15 protein-coding genes are annotated in these 16,209 nt (G+C 53.3%); 8 read left to right on the forward strand and 7 right to left on the reverse strand.

Going from position 1 to position 16,209, the window contains the following annotated elements:
• The first annotated feature begins 45 nt into the window (after window positions 1–45).
• Genes BS29_RS16480 through BS29_RS16505 form a run of 6 tightly spaced genes read left to right on the forward strand, consistent with a single transcriptional unit; the run spans window position 46 to window position 3,758 of the window.
• Window positions 46–435, forward strand: a complete 390-nt coding sequence (locus BS29_RS16480; protein ID WP_229954719.1) for a MerC domain-containing protein — start codon at window positions 46–48, stop codon at window positions 433–435.
• Window positions 435–845 carry a Fur family transcriptional regulator gene (locus BS29_RS16485; RefSeq protein WP_229956890.1) on the forward strand — a complete coding sequence of 137 codons (411 nt, stop codon included), beginning with the start codon at window positions 435–437 and terminating at the stop codon, window positions 843–845. Before BS29_RS16480 ends, BS29_RS16485 begins: the two co-directional genes overlap by 1 nt.
• A gap of 35 nt (window positions 846–880) precedes the next feature.
• Window positions 881–1,183 (forward strand): hypothetical protein, encoded by a 303-nt coding sequence (locus BS29_RS16490; protein WP_229954720.1) that lies wholly within the window; start codon window positions 881–883, stop codon window positions 1,181–1,183.
• A gap of 56 nt (window positions 1,184–1,239) precedes the next feature.
• Window positions 1,240–1,899: an ABC transporter ATP-binding protein gene (locus BS29_RS16495; RefSeq protein WP_229954721.1), complete on the forward strand. Its 660-nt coding sequence runs from the start codon at window positions 1,240–1,242 to the stop codon at window positions 1,897–1,899.
• The gene (locus tag BS29_RS16500) at window positions 1,893–3,221 is read left to right on the forward strand and encodes an ABC transporter permease (RefSeq protein ID WP_229954722.1); all 1,329 of its coding nucleotides are present in this window, start codon (window positions 1,893–1,895) and stop codon (window positions 3,219–3,221) included. The genes BS29_RS16495 and BS29_RS16500 overlap by 7 nt, the downstream gene beginning before the upstream one ends.
• Window positions 3,222–3,242: 21 nt before the next feature.
• Window positions 3,243–3,758 carry a DUF3299 domain-containing protein gene (locus BS29_RS16505; RefSeq protein ID WP_229954723.1) on the forward strand — a complete coding sequence of 172 codons (516 nt, stop codon included), beginning with the start codon at window positions 3,243–3,245 and terminating at the stop codon, window positions 3,756–3,758.
• Between the two features lie 20 nt (window positions 3,759–3,778).
• Here BS29_RS16505 and BS29_RS16510 read toward each other — a convergent pair whose 3' ends face one another.
• Window positions 3,779–5,926, reverse strand: a complete 2,148-nt coding sequence (locus BS29_RS16510) for a TonB-dependent receptor domain-containing protein (protein WP_229954724.1) — start codon at window positions 5,924–5,926, stop codon at window positions 3,779–3,781.
• 197 nt (window positions 5,927–6,123) lie between these two features.
• On the opposite strand from BS29_RS16510, the gene BS29_RS16515 reads away from it, so the two are divergent.
• The gene (locus tag BS29_RS16515; protein WP_229954725.1) at window positions 6,124–7,719 is read left to right on the forward strand and encodes an alkaline phosphatase D family protein; all 1,596 of its coding nucleotides are present in this window, start codon (window positions 6,124–6,126) and stop codon (window positions 7,717–7,719) included.
• A gap of 88 nt (window positions 7,720–7,807) precedes the next feature.
• Here BS29_RS16515 and BS29_RS16520 read toward each other — a convergent pair whose 3' ends face one another.
• Window positions 7,808–9,043 carry a glycerate kinase type-2 family protein gene (locus BS29_RS16520; RefSeq protein WP_229954726.1) on the reverse strand — a complete coding sequence of 412 codons (1,236 nt, stop codon included), beginning with the start codon at window positions 9,041–9,043 and terminating at the stop codon, window positions 7,808–7,810.
• Between the two features lie 101 nt (window positions 9,044–9,144).
• On the opposite strand from BS29_RS16520, the gene BS29_RS16525 reads away from it, so the two are divergent.
• The gene (locus BS29_RS16525) at window positions 9,145–10,908 is read left to right on the forward strand and encodes a sugar phosphorylase (protein WP_229954727.1); all 1,764 of its coding nucleotides are present in this window, start codon (window positions 9,145–9,147) and stop codon (window positions 10,906–10,908) included.
• Here BS29_RS16525 and BS29_RS16530 read toward each other — a convergent pair.
• From BS29_RS16530 to BS29_RS16550, 5 genes are all read right to left on the reverse strand, one after another.
• Window positions 10,905–12,119, reverse strand: a complete 1,215-nt coding sequence (locus BS29_RS16530; protein WP_229954728.1) for a glycosyltransferase family protein — start codon at window positions 12,117–12,119, stop codon at window positions 10,905–10,907. The genes BS29_RS16525 and BS29_RS16530 overlap by 4 nt on opposite strands.
• A gap of 32 nt (window positions 12,120–12,151) precedes the next feature.
• Window positions 12,152–12,988, reverse strand: a complete 837-nt coding sequence (locus BS29_RS16535) for an HAD-IIB family hydrolase (RefSeq protein WP_229954729.1) — start codon at window positions 12,986–12,988, stop codon at window positions 12,152–12,154.
• 149 nt (window positions 12,989–13,137) lie between these two features.
• Window positions 13,138–13,596: a MaoC family dehydratase gene (locus BS29_RS16540; RefSeq protein ID WP_229954730.1), complete on the reverse strand. Its 459-nt coding sequence runs from the start codon at window positions 13,594–13,596 to the stop codon at window positions 13,138–13,140.
• A 25-nt stretch (window positions 13,597–13,621) separates the two neighbouring features.
• Window positions 13,622–14,536 carry an SDR family NAD(P)-dependent oxidoreductase gene (locus BS29_RS16545; protein ID WP_229954731.1) on the reverse strand — a complete coding sequence of 305 codons (915 nt, stop codon included), beginning with the start codon at window positions 14,534–14,536 and terminating at the stop codon, window positions 13,622–13,624.
• Window positions 14,537–14,650: 114 nt separating this feature from the next.
• Window positions 14,651–16,186, reverse strand: coding sequence for a WS/DGAT/MGAT family O-acyltransferase (locus tag BS29_RS16550; RefSeq protein ID WP_229954732.1), 1,536 nt, complete (start codon window positions 16,184–16,186; stop codon window positions 14,651–14,653).
• Between the last annotated feature and the right edge of the window lie 23 nt (window positions 16,187–16,209).

Here is a 16,209-nt window from a genome sequence, read left to right on the forward strand (position 1 = left end):
TGATATGTTATTACATCACATTAATGACTAAATTTGCAAAGTTCAATGAAGAAAACCCGCCTTTTTCAAGCTGTGCCGGCAGCCGACCGATGGGGAATAATTCTCTCTGCCCTCTGTCTTGCCCACTGCCTCATATTGCCGCCGTTTTTGGCTATGATGCCGTTTCTGATGCTAGAACCTTTGCCAGACTGGATGCACGACACTGAACTGGTGCATGCTGCGCTTCTGTTACCGGTATTGCTTGTAAGTGGACCGGCCCTTTTCAGGGGAGGATCGATCGACCATCGGATATGGGCCTTTGGAGCAATGGCTTTCGCGCTGCTTTGCGCAGCCTTACTGATGCACTCTGAACAACTGGAAAAACTAGTATCGGTGTTTGGCGCGGTTCTGCTGGTGATCGCACATCTGCTTAACATGCGAAAAAGGGGTGTTTGATGGCACCCAAAAGTGCATCAAGGCAAAGACGATGCCCAAATGAGATTGAAGCAATTATTGAAGATATCGTTTGTGCCGCAGATGAGCCGGTCGGCGCTTATGACATTGCGAAAATAGCTGCCAAACAAAAATGCTCCATGTCGCCTGCACAAGTCTATCGCGGTCTCAACAGGTTGGCAGAAACAGGGAGTGTGGAGCGATTCGCATCATGGAACGCCTTTGTTGCCAGCAATGGCGAAAGACGTGTGCATCTGTTTTACGAAACTTGCAAAAACCATGATTGGGCGGAAAAACATTCCGTTCACTTGCAGCTCCAGTCCCTGTGCGACCGGTTGGGATTCAGGGCAAATTCAAACCATGTCGAATTGAACGGACGGTGCGCTTCCTGTAATACTAGACAACCATCTTAGTTGTGATATAACATTACACCCAACGGAGATTCTGTATGCGCGCTGTAATTTGTTTTCTGGCAATGTTGACCATCACCCAACCGGCCTTTGCCTGTGCAATGGACGGCATGTACGGCGCACATCGCTTCAGCCCGTTTCAGGGAATGCAGTTGGGGATGGGCGTTGATCTGACGAACCAATCATCTGACTATGCGGACAACGATAATGCTCGTTCCTACCGTGATGATGATGCTGATGAACCCGATATGCAGCAGGACAGTGCGGAAATCGATCCCGATGAACCTGATGAAGAGCGCGACATAGCAAAACTTGATCCAGACGATCTCCCGCGACATTAGGGTCAAAATCGATATGAGCAGGTATTCCGGTAAATCGGACCGGGTTCGGTGCAATCATGCAGCTGGTCGTTGATAATGTTTCAAAATCCTATGGGGCCAATCCTGCGGTCTTAAATGGCGTGTCCATGTCCCTCCTCGAAGGGGAACAGGCTTTGCTGCTGGGACCTTCGGGATCTGGAAAATCCACTCTTCTCAATATTATTTGCGGGCTGCAACGGCCGGACAAGGGCCGGGTTGTCATCGGCGAACAAGTGATCTCATCTCCGGAGTCAAAATCGACGGGAGATGAGGTGCGACGTACATCTCTCGGTATCGTTTTTCAGACATTGCGATTGGTTTCCGCCTTGTCGCTGCGTGCCAATTTGGAGCTGGCACAGAAGCTTCAAAAGGGCCGGGTTGATCGTGATCTCATCGATCAATGCCTCGACAGGCTGGCAATTGCAGACCGTGCTGATGCGCGGCCATTCGAGCTCAGCCAGGGCGAAGCACAGCGTGCCGCCATTGCCCGGGCTGTCGTCGTGTCTCCCCAGCTGCTGATTGCTGATGAACCCACATCTGCACTCGACAGCGGCAATACCGAGCGAGTGGCTGAACTGTTGATTGAAATGGCTAAAAGTGTCGGGGCTGGACTCTTGATTGCCACACATGACGAACGGCTCGGTCGCTTCTTCTCTAAAAGCTTCGCGCTCAATCAGGGCGAGATAAACCCATGCTGAGCCTTGCCTTCGCCTATTTGCGGGATCGGCCGCTAACGACGATCCTCAATATCCTGCTGCTGGCCATATCGGTCGCGATGCTGGTCTTGCTGCTGCAATTTGGTTCGCAGTTCGAAAAGCGTTTTCAAAAAGATGCGGAAGGGATCGACCTTGTGGTTGGTTCCAAGGGTTCTCCGCTGCAGCTTATCCTCTCAAGCGTCTTTCACATTGATCAACCGACCGGCAACATCCCGCTCAGCAGTCTCGAACTGCTGCGCAATGATCCGGCAACGGCGCGCGTAATTCCCCTCGCGCTTGGTGACAATTTTCAAGGATACCGGATTGTTGGTACAGACGAATCCTTCGCAGAATTACACCAGGCCGAACTCGCTCAAGGGGCGATGTTCGATGCGCCATTGCAAGCGGTGATGGGCGCTAGTGTGGCGTCCCAGACCGGCGCCAATCTCGGCCAGAAATTTATCGGCAGCCATGGTCTGACAGAAGATGATGAATCTGATACAGGCCATGATCATGCTCCCTTTGAAACAGTTGGGATATTGGCACCGACGGGAACCGTGATTGACCGGTTGATCCTGACTTCGGTGGAGAGTTTTTGGGATGTTCATGGAATAGAACACGATCATACGCATGATGGTGAGAACAGTCATGATCATGAAGAGGGTCACAACCATGAAGGCGAAGCCGGCCATGATCATGGCGACGAACATGACCATGATCATGAAACGGAGGCAACTCAGACTACATCGCAGCTACAAGACAGGCGGGCGCAGCTGGAACCGGAGCTGACCGCTTTACTGGTTTCTTACAGCAACGCGTCCGGCGCCATCCGCATTCCTGCGATGATCAACCGCCAGACTGAAATGCAAGCTGCGGTACCAGCTGTCGAGACCGCGCGCCTTTTGAATTTGCTGGGGGTCAGCTTTGAAGGCGCCCGCGTCTTTGCCTGGCTGCTCGCTTGTATTGGTGGACTGGCGATCTTTGTTGCGCTCTTTTCCATGGCACGCAGCCGGGAGGGCGACCTCGCCTTGCTTCGCGTTATGGGAGCAACGCGGCCACAATTATTCGGTACGATCCTGCTCGAAGGGCTTTTCACGGCCCTGGCGGGCGCTGTGCTGGGCTGGTTTCTTGCGCATGGCTTTTTGACGGCGGCCAGAAACAGTTTTGACACCATGCGCGATCTTGGTTTGACGGCCTGGCAGCCAGTGTCTCAGGAAGGGTTCATTATTCTCGCGGTATTGTTAATTGGGATTATCGCTGCGGTCATTCCGGCCCTGCGCGTTATGCGGGTGGATCCGGCTGCGATATTGGCGCGCGCCAGTTAGCTATTCTGGAAGGAATTGATTATGAAGATGGTTGGACAGATGATCAAAATTAGCTTTGCCGCCTTGATTTGCACGGCGCCACTATCCGGCACTGCGACGCAAGCCGCCATGCAAGATGGCGGGAAAGCCCCGATAGAAGATATCTGGAAACCCGCCGCCACACCGAAGGGCGGTGTATCGTGGAAAACCCTGGAAGCGACCGGCGAGAAAACACGCAAGGACAAGCAAGGTTATATCCGGTCAAAACCGATTTTCACTCCCCGGGTGAAAGAGCTTGCTGGCAAACGCATCAAGGTTGCCGGCTGGATGATGCCGTTACAAAACTCCGCTACGCAAAAGAATTTCGTATTGCTGGCTTATCCTCCAGGCTGCCCTTTCCACTTCCATGCTGCCCCGAACCAATTCATTGAAATCTATTCTGACGTTGGTTTTCCAACCAACGAGCAAAAAATGCATGTGATCAGCGGTGTTCTCGAGTTGACGGGGCAGGATGAAAGCGGGATTTTTTATCGCCTTCGAAAAGCGCGCCCCGGCTAGGGCAATATCCTCGGCACTAATTAAAAGCTGATCCGGGCGGAGACTTTGATATTTCGGCCCGGCAGCGGCACAAAATCCTTGGTAAAACTGGCATGACGCCGGGCATCGCTATCAAAAATATTATCCGCCGATACGATCAGGATATGCTCGCTATCTTCGCCAAATGGATTCCACGATAGTGACGCATTTACCAATGTGTGACCGTCAGTTGGTAACTCAAATTCCGTTGTTCGGTTTTGGCTGTCGACCCATTCCACTTCCATACGGCCGCCGAACGGACCGCTGGTAGCTTCAACACCGCCCAATAATCGCAGAGGCGGAATGCGGGGCGCTGGCCCATCATCCTCGATTGTCGCCCGGACATAATCCGCAACGGCATCGACCGTCACGGTCAAACCATCCATCTGTACGACATCCACCGCAACCTGCGCTTCGAGCCCCCAATATCGGGCATCAGATTGTAAGAACTGAAAAATCGGCAAGCCATCGGCCTCGCCGCCCGTTTCAACTTCGTAGATAAAATCGTCAAACCAGTTGTGATAGGCGGCCAGTTGAAAGCGGGCAGGACCACTTGATCCACGCAAATAGGCTTCCAACCCCCAAGCTACTTCCTTGTCGAAAAAGGGATTGCCGATTTCAAACGCCTGTGTGGCTACGTGCGGTCCGTTGGAGAACAGCTCTTCCGCAGAAGGTGCGCGTTCGACCCGGCTGACGTTGAGCCCAATGCGAACGTCAGGTGCCAGGCGATAATTTGCCCCCGCCGCCACAGAGAAGGCATCGAAATTCCGGTCGATAGCGGTGATGACCGCCGCTTCCTCCAGTCCGATGGCGACACTGTCCGACCGCACATCCGTCTTTTCATAGCGCGCCGAAAATTCGAGCCCAACCTTATCCCATTCAAATTCCTGTAGCGTAAACAGGCCATATTGGTCGGTCACATTAGGTGGTACAAAGGCCTCGGCCCCTATTGCTATAAAGTCTCGGGTTGAAGCCTGAAAACCAGTAACACCGCGCCAGCCATTGCGATCCGCCTGTACAAATTCCAGACGGGCCTCAAACCCCTCACTGTCGAAAACGGTGCCAACCTCATCGCCCTCAAATTCAATATGCTCATAATTGGAATAGCCTGCGCGAAAGCGGACGGATTCCAAGAACCCACCGCCTGTGAATATTTCTCCGCGCAAGTCAGCCCGCCACTGTCGCAGGTCGATAGATACAGGTGCTTCTTCCTCTTCACCTTCTCCCTCTTCAGCGCCTTCCTCGCCATGATGATGTTCCGCGCCGGGACGCGCTGGAATACCATAGCGTGTATCATAATAACCAATGGAAGCGCCAAGGCTGCCGCGGTCATTGATCAGCGCAAAACCGGCACCGAAAGTATAGGTTTCCGTGAAACTGTTCGGCAATTGATCCCGCAGACCTGCCAGTTCGCGAGCTTCGGCCGCCTCATCCAGATTTCCCTCCTCTTGTTCTTCGGCAGCAATCTCCAGCTGCTCTGCACGCAGCGCAGGGGTCAGCACAAAACCACCGACCTCCAGGTCTTCCGTCTCGCGATAGCTGCCGTCGACATGAACTACCACCTGGTCACTCAATGCCAGTTCGAAGGCACCGCCAATGCTATTTTCGTCAAACGCGCTGGCGTAGCTGCCAATAACATCGACATGGTAGCCATTTTCCGGGATTACGCGCGGGATACGGCGATCACGTGCGTTGACCGCACCGCCAATTGCCTGACTTCCGAACAGGAGTGCAGCTGGACCCCGGAATATTTCGATTCGCTCGGTAGTAAGTGGATCAATCGTGACCGCGTGATCCGCCGACGTATTGGAAACGTCGAGCGTTCCAATCCCATCGGTCAAAACCCGAACCCTTTCTCCTTGCAAACCGCGCAGCACTGGCCGTGATGCACCAGGCCCGAATGATGTCGCCGAAACACCCGGTTCGCTGGTGAGAACATCACCCAGCTGCGGCTGCAACTTCCGCAGAATATCATCCCCGACGATCACGGAAGTTCCCGCCAGAATATCCAGTTCGCTGACATAATCGGCAGTCACGATGATGGCTTCGTTGTCAGAACCATGTATCGGATCGCGATCTGCTTCGGCCGCAGTTTCAGCCAATGCGGGAACTGATAGCAATCCGCACATGATTATAACCGTTTGCTTCATAAAGAAATTCCGTTAATGTAATGTTATATCATTACTCATATATCTAATAGTCAATGATGTGCAAGTTAGAATTTTCAACACTGTGACTATTTCGCTCAGCTCGATAAAACCACGGAGACAAGACGGGGAAGAGTGCCATCAAACTGACACAGCGCTACGGCAGGCTAGGACTAACAGCATAGAAGGGATTCGTTTTCATGGTTGATGCACGCTCTCGCAGACTCGAAATGAGTCGGCGCTATGCCATCAAGGCGTTTGGCAGCAGCGCTGTTGCTGCACTTTCCTTGACATTGGGAGCTCCCATCCTGGCAGCTCCCATTTTCCGCACCTATCCCTTTCAACTGGGTGTGGCTTCTGGCGAGCCTGCTCCTGACGGTTTCGTCATTTGGACGCGGCTTGCCCCGGACCCGCTGGCAGTAGGCCATGGCATGCCAGCGGCCGCGGTGGAAGTGGCGTGGATCGTTGCGCGCGATCAGAGAATGCGGGATGTCGTGGCCCGTGGAACCGCTTTTGCGCGCCCTGAACTGGGCCATGCCGTTCATGTGGAGGTAGGCGACCTCGAACCCGATAGACCCTATTGGTACCGATTTGTGGCTGGTCGGGAAAGGAGCGCCATCGGCCGCGCCAGAACCACTCCTGCAATCGGGCAACCCTTGGATCGACTTCGATTTGCGGTCGCAGGATGCCAGAATTATGAAGAAGGTTATTATACCGCTCACCGTTTCATGGCGCAGGAGGATCCCGATTTCGTCTATTGTTATGGCGATTATGTTTACGAATACCGAGAGAACCGTTTTCGCAACTGGTCGAGCGGCCCAAGTGAGGTTGTTCGCCAGCATGTCGGAGATGAAATCTATACGCTGGACGACTATCGACGGCGCTACGCACAATATAAGATGGATGTCGATCTGCAGGCGGCCCATGCTGCCGCTCCCTGGTTCATGACATGGGACGATCATGAAATCGACAATAATTGGGCCAGCGCCGCCGACCAAGACGATACACCGCAGGCCATATTCAATCTACGCCGCCAAATGGCGGTTCAGGCCTATTATGAGCATATGCCATTTCGGCCATCTGCCTTACCCGTGGGTCCAGCGATGCAGCTTTATCGCCAAGCACAATATGGAAACCTGTTAGATTTCAATCTCCTCGACACCAGGCAATACCGGACGGATCAGCCTTGCGAGGATGAATGGGGCAAACCTTGCGGCGAGATAAACCTTGAGAATGCGCAGATGCTCGGCCGTCAGCAGGAGCGCTGGCTCTTTGACAAGCTGGGTTCTTCAAAATCCCGTTGGCAGGTACTGGCACAGCAAGTGATGATGATGGACCTGGACCGCATGCCGGGCGCTGAGCAAACAGAAAATCTCGATAGCTGGGCGGGATATCGGGTACCGCGCGGACGTGTATTGGAACAGGTCAGCCGTCTCGGTTTGAACAGTGTTGTTGTTCTAACCGGGGACGAGCACCAGAATTATGCAGGGGAATTACATCTGGATGGCAAGCGTCCAGGTCCCAAGCCCATCGCCACCGAATTTGTCGCCACGTCCATCTCGTCGGGTGGTGACGGCGAAGATCAGCGCGAAAGCACAAAGGCCATCCAAAACGAAAATTCCAGCCTGAAATGGCATAATTCTCAGCGCGGATATGTAATCTGTGATGTAACCGCCGACCAATGGACAACAGAATTCAAAACGGTTGATCGTGTTACCGAACGTGGCGGGCAGTTGAGAACCCGAAAACGGATGGCTGTGGAACATGGATCGCCCGACTCGCTGGGTGATGCCTGATCGCAATTTTTAAAAGCCAAAAGGGAATGATCAGCGGAAGCTACACCGGAAACTGAATGCCCAGGATATCCGACGCGCAACGCTTCGATCATTCCACGAGCAGAATTCTCAAATCGTTCACGTTGGTGCCGGATGGTCCCGTCAGATACAATGCATCGGCTTGTTGAAAAGCCAAATAGCTGTTGTCGTTTTCCAGAGAATCAAGCGCCTGTTTCCGCCCGCCCATGGCCGTCAGCACCTCTGGCCAGAGGAATGCTCCTGCATTATCTTCCGAACCATCAATGCCGTCACTGTCGGCTGCAAAACCGCAAATATGCTCTGTCCCGTCCAAAGCGATGGCGCAGGCAAGCAGATAGGCGGAGCAGCGGCCGCCCCGCCCCTTGGGATTGCGAATGTTAACCGTTGCCTCACCGCCCGATATCAAGGCACATTTTCGCCCTTGGGACTGCAGTTTCAGCGCCAGATCAGCATGCTCGCGGCCCAGCTGAAGGGCGTCTCCTTCGAGCGCATCGCCAAGCATCACGGCTTCATAGCCATGGGCCTCGACTGCCACTTTGGCCGCCTCACACATATCTGCTGGGCGGGCGCAAAGGCTTGCCGAAACTTTCTGCATTCGGCGATCGCCAGGCTTGGGCGTTTCGAAAATCCCATTTTCAAGGCCGATCCGTATCGCTGAAGGAATATCAATCTTATATCGTTGGATTATCTCCAGCGCATCAGCACAGGTGGAGGGATCGGCTATGGCCGGCCCAGAACCGATCATGCCAATCTCATCACCGGGAATATCGGAAATCGCAATCATATGTGTCGCAGCCGGAAAGGCTCTTGCGGCAAGGCGCCCACCCTTGATTGCAGACAGATGTTTTCGAACGATATTCATCTGATCAATCGGTGCGCCGCTGTGCAGCAGCGCCTTTGTGATTGCCTGTTTCTCAGTCAGAGAAAGCCCATCGACCGGCGCGGGCAACAGCGCGCTGGCCCCGCCGGACATCAGAACGATCAGCAGATCATCTTCACCCAGCGCATCGACTGCCGACAAAACGGTTTGAGCGGCCTTCGCCCCGACATCATCCGGTACGGGATGGGATGCCTCGATGATCGCCATATTATCCGGCTTGAAATCGGATTGCGCATAACCTTGCCGAGTCACAATCACACCCTCCGCTCGTTCAGGAAGGCGGTCGTGAATTGCCGCGGCCATCTGTGTAGCCGCCTTTCCAACGGACAAGACGAAGGTACGCCCGGCTACTACTGGCCAATCCTGCCCTTTCATCGCCTTGTGCGGCAGTGCAGGCGCAAGCGCATCTGAATAAATACCGCTCAAAAAGGCTTTTATTGACTCAGGATTTGATGTTTTATGCACTGCACTATGGGGCCCGAATGTTCTGTCCGGGTCAAGTGCTTTCGGGAGCTTTTGACCAAATCATGAATGACCCAGCGACAATCGAGCATCTGCATCACCGTATTTCCGCCCAGTTAAAGCCGCTCTATCCTGATCATGATGCCGAAAAACTGGCCAATGATATTATCGACACGTTTTGGTCCAATCGCGATCAGATCTTGGCGCGAAACGATATTGCCGCCAAGCATCTGTGGGATGAGAGCGATGTCGCGCTGATAACGTACGGAGGGACCGTCCGGTCCGAAGGCGAAGCACCGTTAAAGACACTTCATCGTTTTTTACGCGAACATCTGGGCCAAACCATTGGCATGGTGCATATCTTGCCCTTCTTTCCCTATAGTTCAGACGATGGCTTTGCCGTTATTGACTATCTTGCGGTCGATGAGGATCTGGGTGACTGGTCTGATGTTGAGGCCATCGCGGCGGACCATCGCCTGATGGCTGATCTCGTTATCAACCATGGTTCCAGCAAGTCAAAATGGTTCCAACAATTCCTGTCGGACCAGGAACCTGGCAAAGATTATTATGTTACCGCGGACCCCACTGCTGATTTGGGACGAGTGGTGCGCCCACGGTCGCATCCGCTACTGACCCACTTTCGAACCGCCGCTGGCGACCGGCATGTCTGGAGCACGTTCAGCGCCGACCAGCTGGACTTTGATTTTGCCAATCCTGACGTGCTGCTCGAATTCATCAAGATCATCGCTTCCTATATCGACCATGGCGTGCGCATATTCCGGCTAGATGCCGTGGCGTTCCTCTGGAAGAAAATCGGCACATCTTCAATCAATCTGGATGAGACACACGAGATTATTCGCCTGCTCAGGGTCTTGATGGATCACCATGCAGAAACACTGGTCATCATTACCGAAACCAACATACCCAATCATGAGAATTTGACTTATTTCGGCAACCAGAACGAAGCCCATATCATCTATAATTTCTCGCTGCCGCCTCTTCTTGTCCATGCCCTCCTGACTGGAAATGCGCTGTATTTGAAGCGATTGACGCGCAGTAATCCGCCAGCACTTACCGGATGTACCTATCTGAATTTTACCGCCAGTCATGATGGCATCGGCTTACGGCCAACCGAAGGTGTGTTACCGCAGGGCGAAGTCGATCAAATGCTTACCGCCATGCAGAAATTTGGCGGGCGGATATCGATGCGGCGGGGTCCCGGCGGAACCGAGAAACCCTATGAGATGAATATCTCTTATTTCGAAGCGATGCAGGGCACATTAGATGGTCCCGATGACCATCAGATTGACCGCTTCATGGCGGCGATGGCCATCATGTTGGCGCTTGAGGGTATTCCGGCCATCTATATTCATAGCTTGTTGGCCACGACCAACGGTTACGAAGAAGTCAACATGACGGGCCATAATCGTTCTATCAACCGAAGGCAGCTTGAATATAGCGATATCAGTGCAAAACTGGCGGATCAGAACAGCATGGAATCGAAGGTATTCACTCGTTTTCTGTGGCTGATTGAATGCCGCAAACAGCAGCCTGCCTTTCACCCTAATGCCGTACAATTTACTTTGGCTTTGCCAGAAGGGTTGTTCGGTATTTGGCGGCAAAGTCTGGACCGGAAGCAAAGTATTTTTGCGGTGACCAATGTCAGCAAAGAAGCCAAGACGCTGGCGCTGGCCGACATTAACTTGATTGCCGGGGATCCCTGGTGGGATTTGATATCCGGCCAGTCCATTGAAGATATTGAGGGTGATTTCCCACTCGAACCCTATCAAACCGTTTGGATCAGCAATGTGAACGCGAACGTAGCCTAATCCGCGTTGTCCAATCGGACAGCTTCTTGGAACCGCTTTGTAAAATCGGGTACGGCGCTATTGATCCGGTTCCAGTTGGCCATGAAGGGGGTCTCATGCGGCGATTCCAGAAAGGCTTCGCCCGCCTTCATGATATTCTGGGCAAACAGCTCAACTGTCGTTTCTTCTTCATGCCGGTCAAGCGACAGGCCGTTCATGATCGCATCATTGTGGAATGTTTCGATACGGTCGAGCGCGATGCGGAAATAAGTCGCCTTTAGCGTTCGAAAAGCACCCTGCGAGAAGATCTGTCCGTCGGTGGCAAGCTTGCGAAAGAGAGATTTGGTAATGTCGATACTCATCTTGGACAGGCCAGTTTCCGGATTTTCATGCGAGACGGATTGATGCTTGTGATCATAATTATCCGCTATTTCGACCTGGCAAATGGTCTTGGTCGACTGATTGCGCCACACTTCCGATAACACGCCCACTTCCAATCCCCAGTCCGAGGGAATACGAATATTTTTTACGACCTGCCGCCCCATTGCAAACTCACCGGCCAGCGCATAGCGAAAGCTGTTCAGGTAAGTGATATAGTCATTGGGCTCACAGACCTTTCCAAGGGCCGCAAGCAGAGGTCCGATAAGCAGGCGAACGACTCGTCCATTAAGTTTTTCTTCTGTCGTCCTTGCATAATAGCCTTTGGAAAATACGTAAGGAAATGTCGGGTTGGCCACCGGATACATCAATCGTGCCAGCATCGCACGGTCATAGGTTAAAATGTCGCAATCATGCAGGCCGACCATTTGTGCATTGGTCGCGGACAGGAAATAGCCAAAGCAAAACCAGACATTGCGCCCTTTCCCTGGCTGCGCAGGCGACAGGCGATGTTCCCTGAGTTCTTCATCTAATGCTGTCAGCCGTGGGCCACTATTCCACAAGATGTGATGGCGCTGGGGTAACCGGGAAAAATAGTTTTTCGCATATTCAAACTGGTCTCTGTCCGCCTGGTCCAGTCCGATAATGATGTCATCCAGATAAGGCACATCACATAGTTCGTCGACTATATGTTCCAGCGCTGGCCCTTCCAGCTCGGAAAACAGGCTTGGTAAAACCAGAGCCATGGGATTGGCTGAACGGAAACTCATCAATTCTGCTTCCAGAGATTCGACCGAGCGGTCCGTCAGGTTATGTAAAGTTGAAATTATACCATTTTGATGAAAATCGGACATGCGTTCTCCGTGTTTTTCCGGTTGAAATCTAGTTAGAAATCCGGGACGTTGAAACCTAGTTCATCAAGTATTTGCGAAACGGAAGCAACCCACCCTTTTGGCCCCGGCGCTGATGCCACCTGAACGTGCGCTTTGTTTGAAGAAATCGCCGCGCCATCGGGATTGGGCATAATCACGCCATGATCTGCTGCCTCAATCATCTTCAGGTCATTGGGACCGTCGCCCAAGGCAATAGTGACATAGCTGGTCTGGGGATTGCTCTTTTGATAGGCTTCAAGAACTTGTTGCACGGCAAAAATCTTTGTCGCTTCGCCAGTAAAATGGAAAAACCGTCCACCCTGCTGGATCTTTATGCCGGCAGCGTTCATTGTCGACTGTAATTCTGACATTTCGCTATTGGACCCCGACCATAAAAATGGCTCGGTTGCCTCTCGCTGTTTCGCTGCGCGCGCGCTATCGATGGAAAGTCCTGTTGAATCTGCAATTTCCGCCACAGACATATCGTTAAAGCCCTGGATATGCTTGCGTAGCGATGCGGGTAGTGAGGCGATTCTATTCAAAATCTCTTGATAGCTAACACCTAGAACCAAGGTGGGGCTTTGGCCGGACCGGAAGAATGGGAACCGATCCGCTCCACCAACTACAGAACCATTTTCAAAGACCGCGGGCGCGGCGCACAAAACCCTCAACTCTTCCATTAGTTCCAATTCAGCACGGGTTTTACTGGTTACTGGAATAACCTGGACATTTAGCTGTGTCTGTATCTGCTCGATCAAAAGATTTGCCGGCACCGCTGAATAGTTGTGATGGTCAAGCAGGGTACCATCAAGATCGGTAAAGATTAGAACATCAGGAAATGATTGTGGCATGAGATAGATGGGTAGTTATCATATTCTGGGCCACGCAGAAACTGAATTGCGTTAACGCTCAATCTCACACCCATAATAACCAATAATATCAAAACAAAAGAGCCCCGGAAGCAGACCCGGAGCCCTTCTTAAACAATAGCGACCAGCGTCTAACCAACCACAATCATCGCCAGTGACCGCGCGATCAGCGCGGGTGTTTCGATGCCGTCAATTTCCACCGTGACATCATAGGTCATCAGCCAGCGGCCGGGCTGTTTTTCCACCGCATCAACCAGCACGTGGCGGGCGCGGACTTTTGATCCGGCGCGGACGGGGTTGAGGAAGCGGACTTTATCATAGCCATAGTTGATACCCATCACCGCGCCTTCGAGGCCCAGGGTGCAGCCATAGGACATGGCCGGCATCAATGAGAGTGTCAGCAGACCATGGGCGATGGTGCCGCCAAAGGGTGTGTTCTTGGCTTTTTCTTCGTCGACATGAATGAACTGGTGATCTTCGGTGCAATCGGCAAATTTGTTGATCCGGTCCTGGCTGGCTTCAAACCATTCGGACACGCCGACTTCCTTACCCTTCCAGTCGTCAAGTTCGCTTGCATTAATTACTGGCATTTTGTTTCTCCTTTTTTGGGGTCTTTTAGCCCTTCATGACTTCCTGCATCCGGCGGAAAAATTTGCCGCCCTGGCCGCCGCCATTGGCATATTCCTGCATCCCGGTTTCATCGAGAATCTGGTCGATATTCTCGGCAATGGCTTCGGCATTGCGATTGGCTTCCGGCAGCCAGATACCCTCGGTCTCAAGGATTTTTGCGGCTGCGAAACCGCCGGCACCGGCCGTCAAAATCGTCTTGGATGGCGCGCCATCGCTGCACAGATAGACCACAGCAGGTGTCACCGCTTCGGGAACGAGCAATTTCAGCGCTTCTTCCGGCATGATGTCTTCGGTCATGCGGGTGGCCGCGACCGGAGAGATGCAATTGGTGTGAATGCCCTTGCCCGCGCCTTCCTGATGCAGGCTGTTCATCATGCCAACCAGCGCCAGTTTCGCGGCACCATAGTTGACCTGGCCGAAATTGCCATAGAGCCCCGTGGACGAGGTCGTCATCACGATCCGGCCATATTGGCGCTCGCGCATATGGTCCCAGACCGCCTTGGTGCAATTGGCACTACCGGTTAGATGGACATCCATGACAAACTGGAAGTCTTCCATGCCCATTTTGTGAAAGCTCTTATCGCGCAGCACGCCGGCATTATTGACGAGAATATCGACATGGCCCCATTTGGCAATTGCATCAGCAACCATTTTTTCGACCGCGGGCATATCAGTGACGCTGCACCCGGCTGCCATAGCTTCGCCGCCCTCGGCTTCGATTTCTGCAACAACCTGCTCGGCCACGGTCGCAGAACCGCCAGTGCCATCACGCGCGCCGCCGAAATCATTGACGACAACCTTCACACCGCGCCGCGCGAGTTCCATCGCATGCTGCTTGCCAAGCCCGGCACCGGCGCCGGTGACAATGGCTACGCGGTCATTAAATTCTACTGTGCTCATGGGAGTTTCGCCTCTCGCTTTTTATAGGGATGAATTGATTGCGCCGATGGATGCGCAATCAAATCAAGCGAGTCAAGCGAAGGCGTGCAGATTCACGTCCCAGATATCGAGCGATTATTTAGCGGTCTTCCTGCGACCCTTGCCTGCCGTAGCGGAAGGTGTGGTCAGGCGCTTTTTCGGTTTTTTTGCTGCTGCCTTTTTCGGCTTGGCTTTTTTGGCCGCTGCCGCATTCGCTTTCTTCGCTGCCGCCAGCAGGGCCTTGAAGCTTTTCTCGGCAAAATCTGCATAGGTAGCAGGATCAGGCAGCATCTCTCGACATGCCGTGATCGTCAGCATAACTTCACCATGATAGCTGGTGACGATGTGGAAAACCCCCATGCCGTCAGTCGGTAATCCCATGCCAAAGCTGCGTTTGAGTTCGGCGCCGGCAAAATACATCGAGACCGGCGGTCCCGGCACGTTGGTGACGACCGTGTTCATCTGCGGCGCGACGGTCTGCCCCAGACCCATGCGCGCGGCCAGTTTCGTGGCAGCTGCCGTCAGGCCCGCTGGCATCGCGCCGCTCAGTTCCATCAATGTCCGCGCACCGACCGCTTCAACCATATGCTTGGACCGGTTGGTTTCCTTGGCGACAAATTCCAGCCGCTTCGCCGGGTCGGCAATATGTGTGCCGAGGCCAACCGTCATCATCGATACCTGGTTCCCGCCAGCCGCTTCGCCATTGTCATCGCGTACCGAAATCGGTGCACCCGCTTTTAACGTGTTATTCGGCAGCTCACCCTTGCTTTCAAGATAGGCACGCATGGTTCCGCCGACGATGCTCAACATCACATCATTAACGGTCACACCGGGAAAGGCAGTGCGTATTGTTTTGATGTCGGAGAGCGAGAATATCTTGCCGTCAAACACACGGTGCGGCGTCAACCGGTCACCAAAGCGTGTCTTGGGAATGCCGGTTGAAGCGTCCTTTTGTTGCTTATTCTCTCTCGCAAAATCGAACATGCGCTTCGGCACAGGAAGCAGCTTGCCCAGCGTCTGCAGACCGCGCACCGGATTGGCGATATTATTCACCTGCGCCCGCATCAGCAGGTTCAGGTCATTAGGCTTTGTTTCTGGCCGCCATTGCTTGTCCCATTTGCGCGGCTTCATTTTCGCATCAAGATCATGCAGCGCCAGGGTCATCTGCAATCCGGATTGCCCGTCCACCGCCGCATGGTGGAATTTGTGCACCAAGGCAAAACTACCCTTGGGGATGCCTTCGACATTGTCGAGACCTTCGATGACCGTAAACTCCCACAGCGGGCGATTCATGTCCAAAGGCCGCGCATAGATCCGTGCCGCCTGAATACAAAGCTGCCGCCAGTCACCAGGCTGCGGCAAGGCGATATGACGGACATGATATTCGAGATCGAAATTGTCATCTTCGATCCAATAGGGGTGATCAAGGTCGAGCGGCACCCGCACCAGTTTCTGACGGAAAATCCGCGCGCCATCGAGCCGGCCTTCAATATAGTGCAAAATATCTTTGAACCCGACCTTGCCGCCAGGAGCCGTCGATGGATCATAGATGAGCAGCTGGCCAATATGCATCGGCGTATTGCGTGTTTCCGTATAGGCAAACATCGCATCGAGCGCACCTAATTGTTCCATCTTAATCCCCCTCGCGAGTCTTG

Source organism: Parasphingorhabdus litoris DSM 22379, from assembly GCF_020906275.1.
In the GTDB taxonomy this organism is placed as follows: domain Bacteria; phylum Pseudomonadota; class Alphaproteobacteria; order Sphingomonadales; family Sphingomonadaceae; genus Parasphingorhabdus; species Parasphingorhabdus litoris.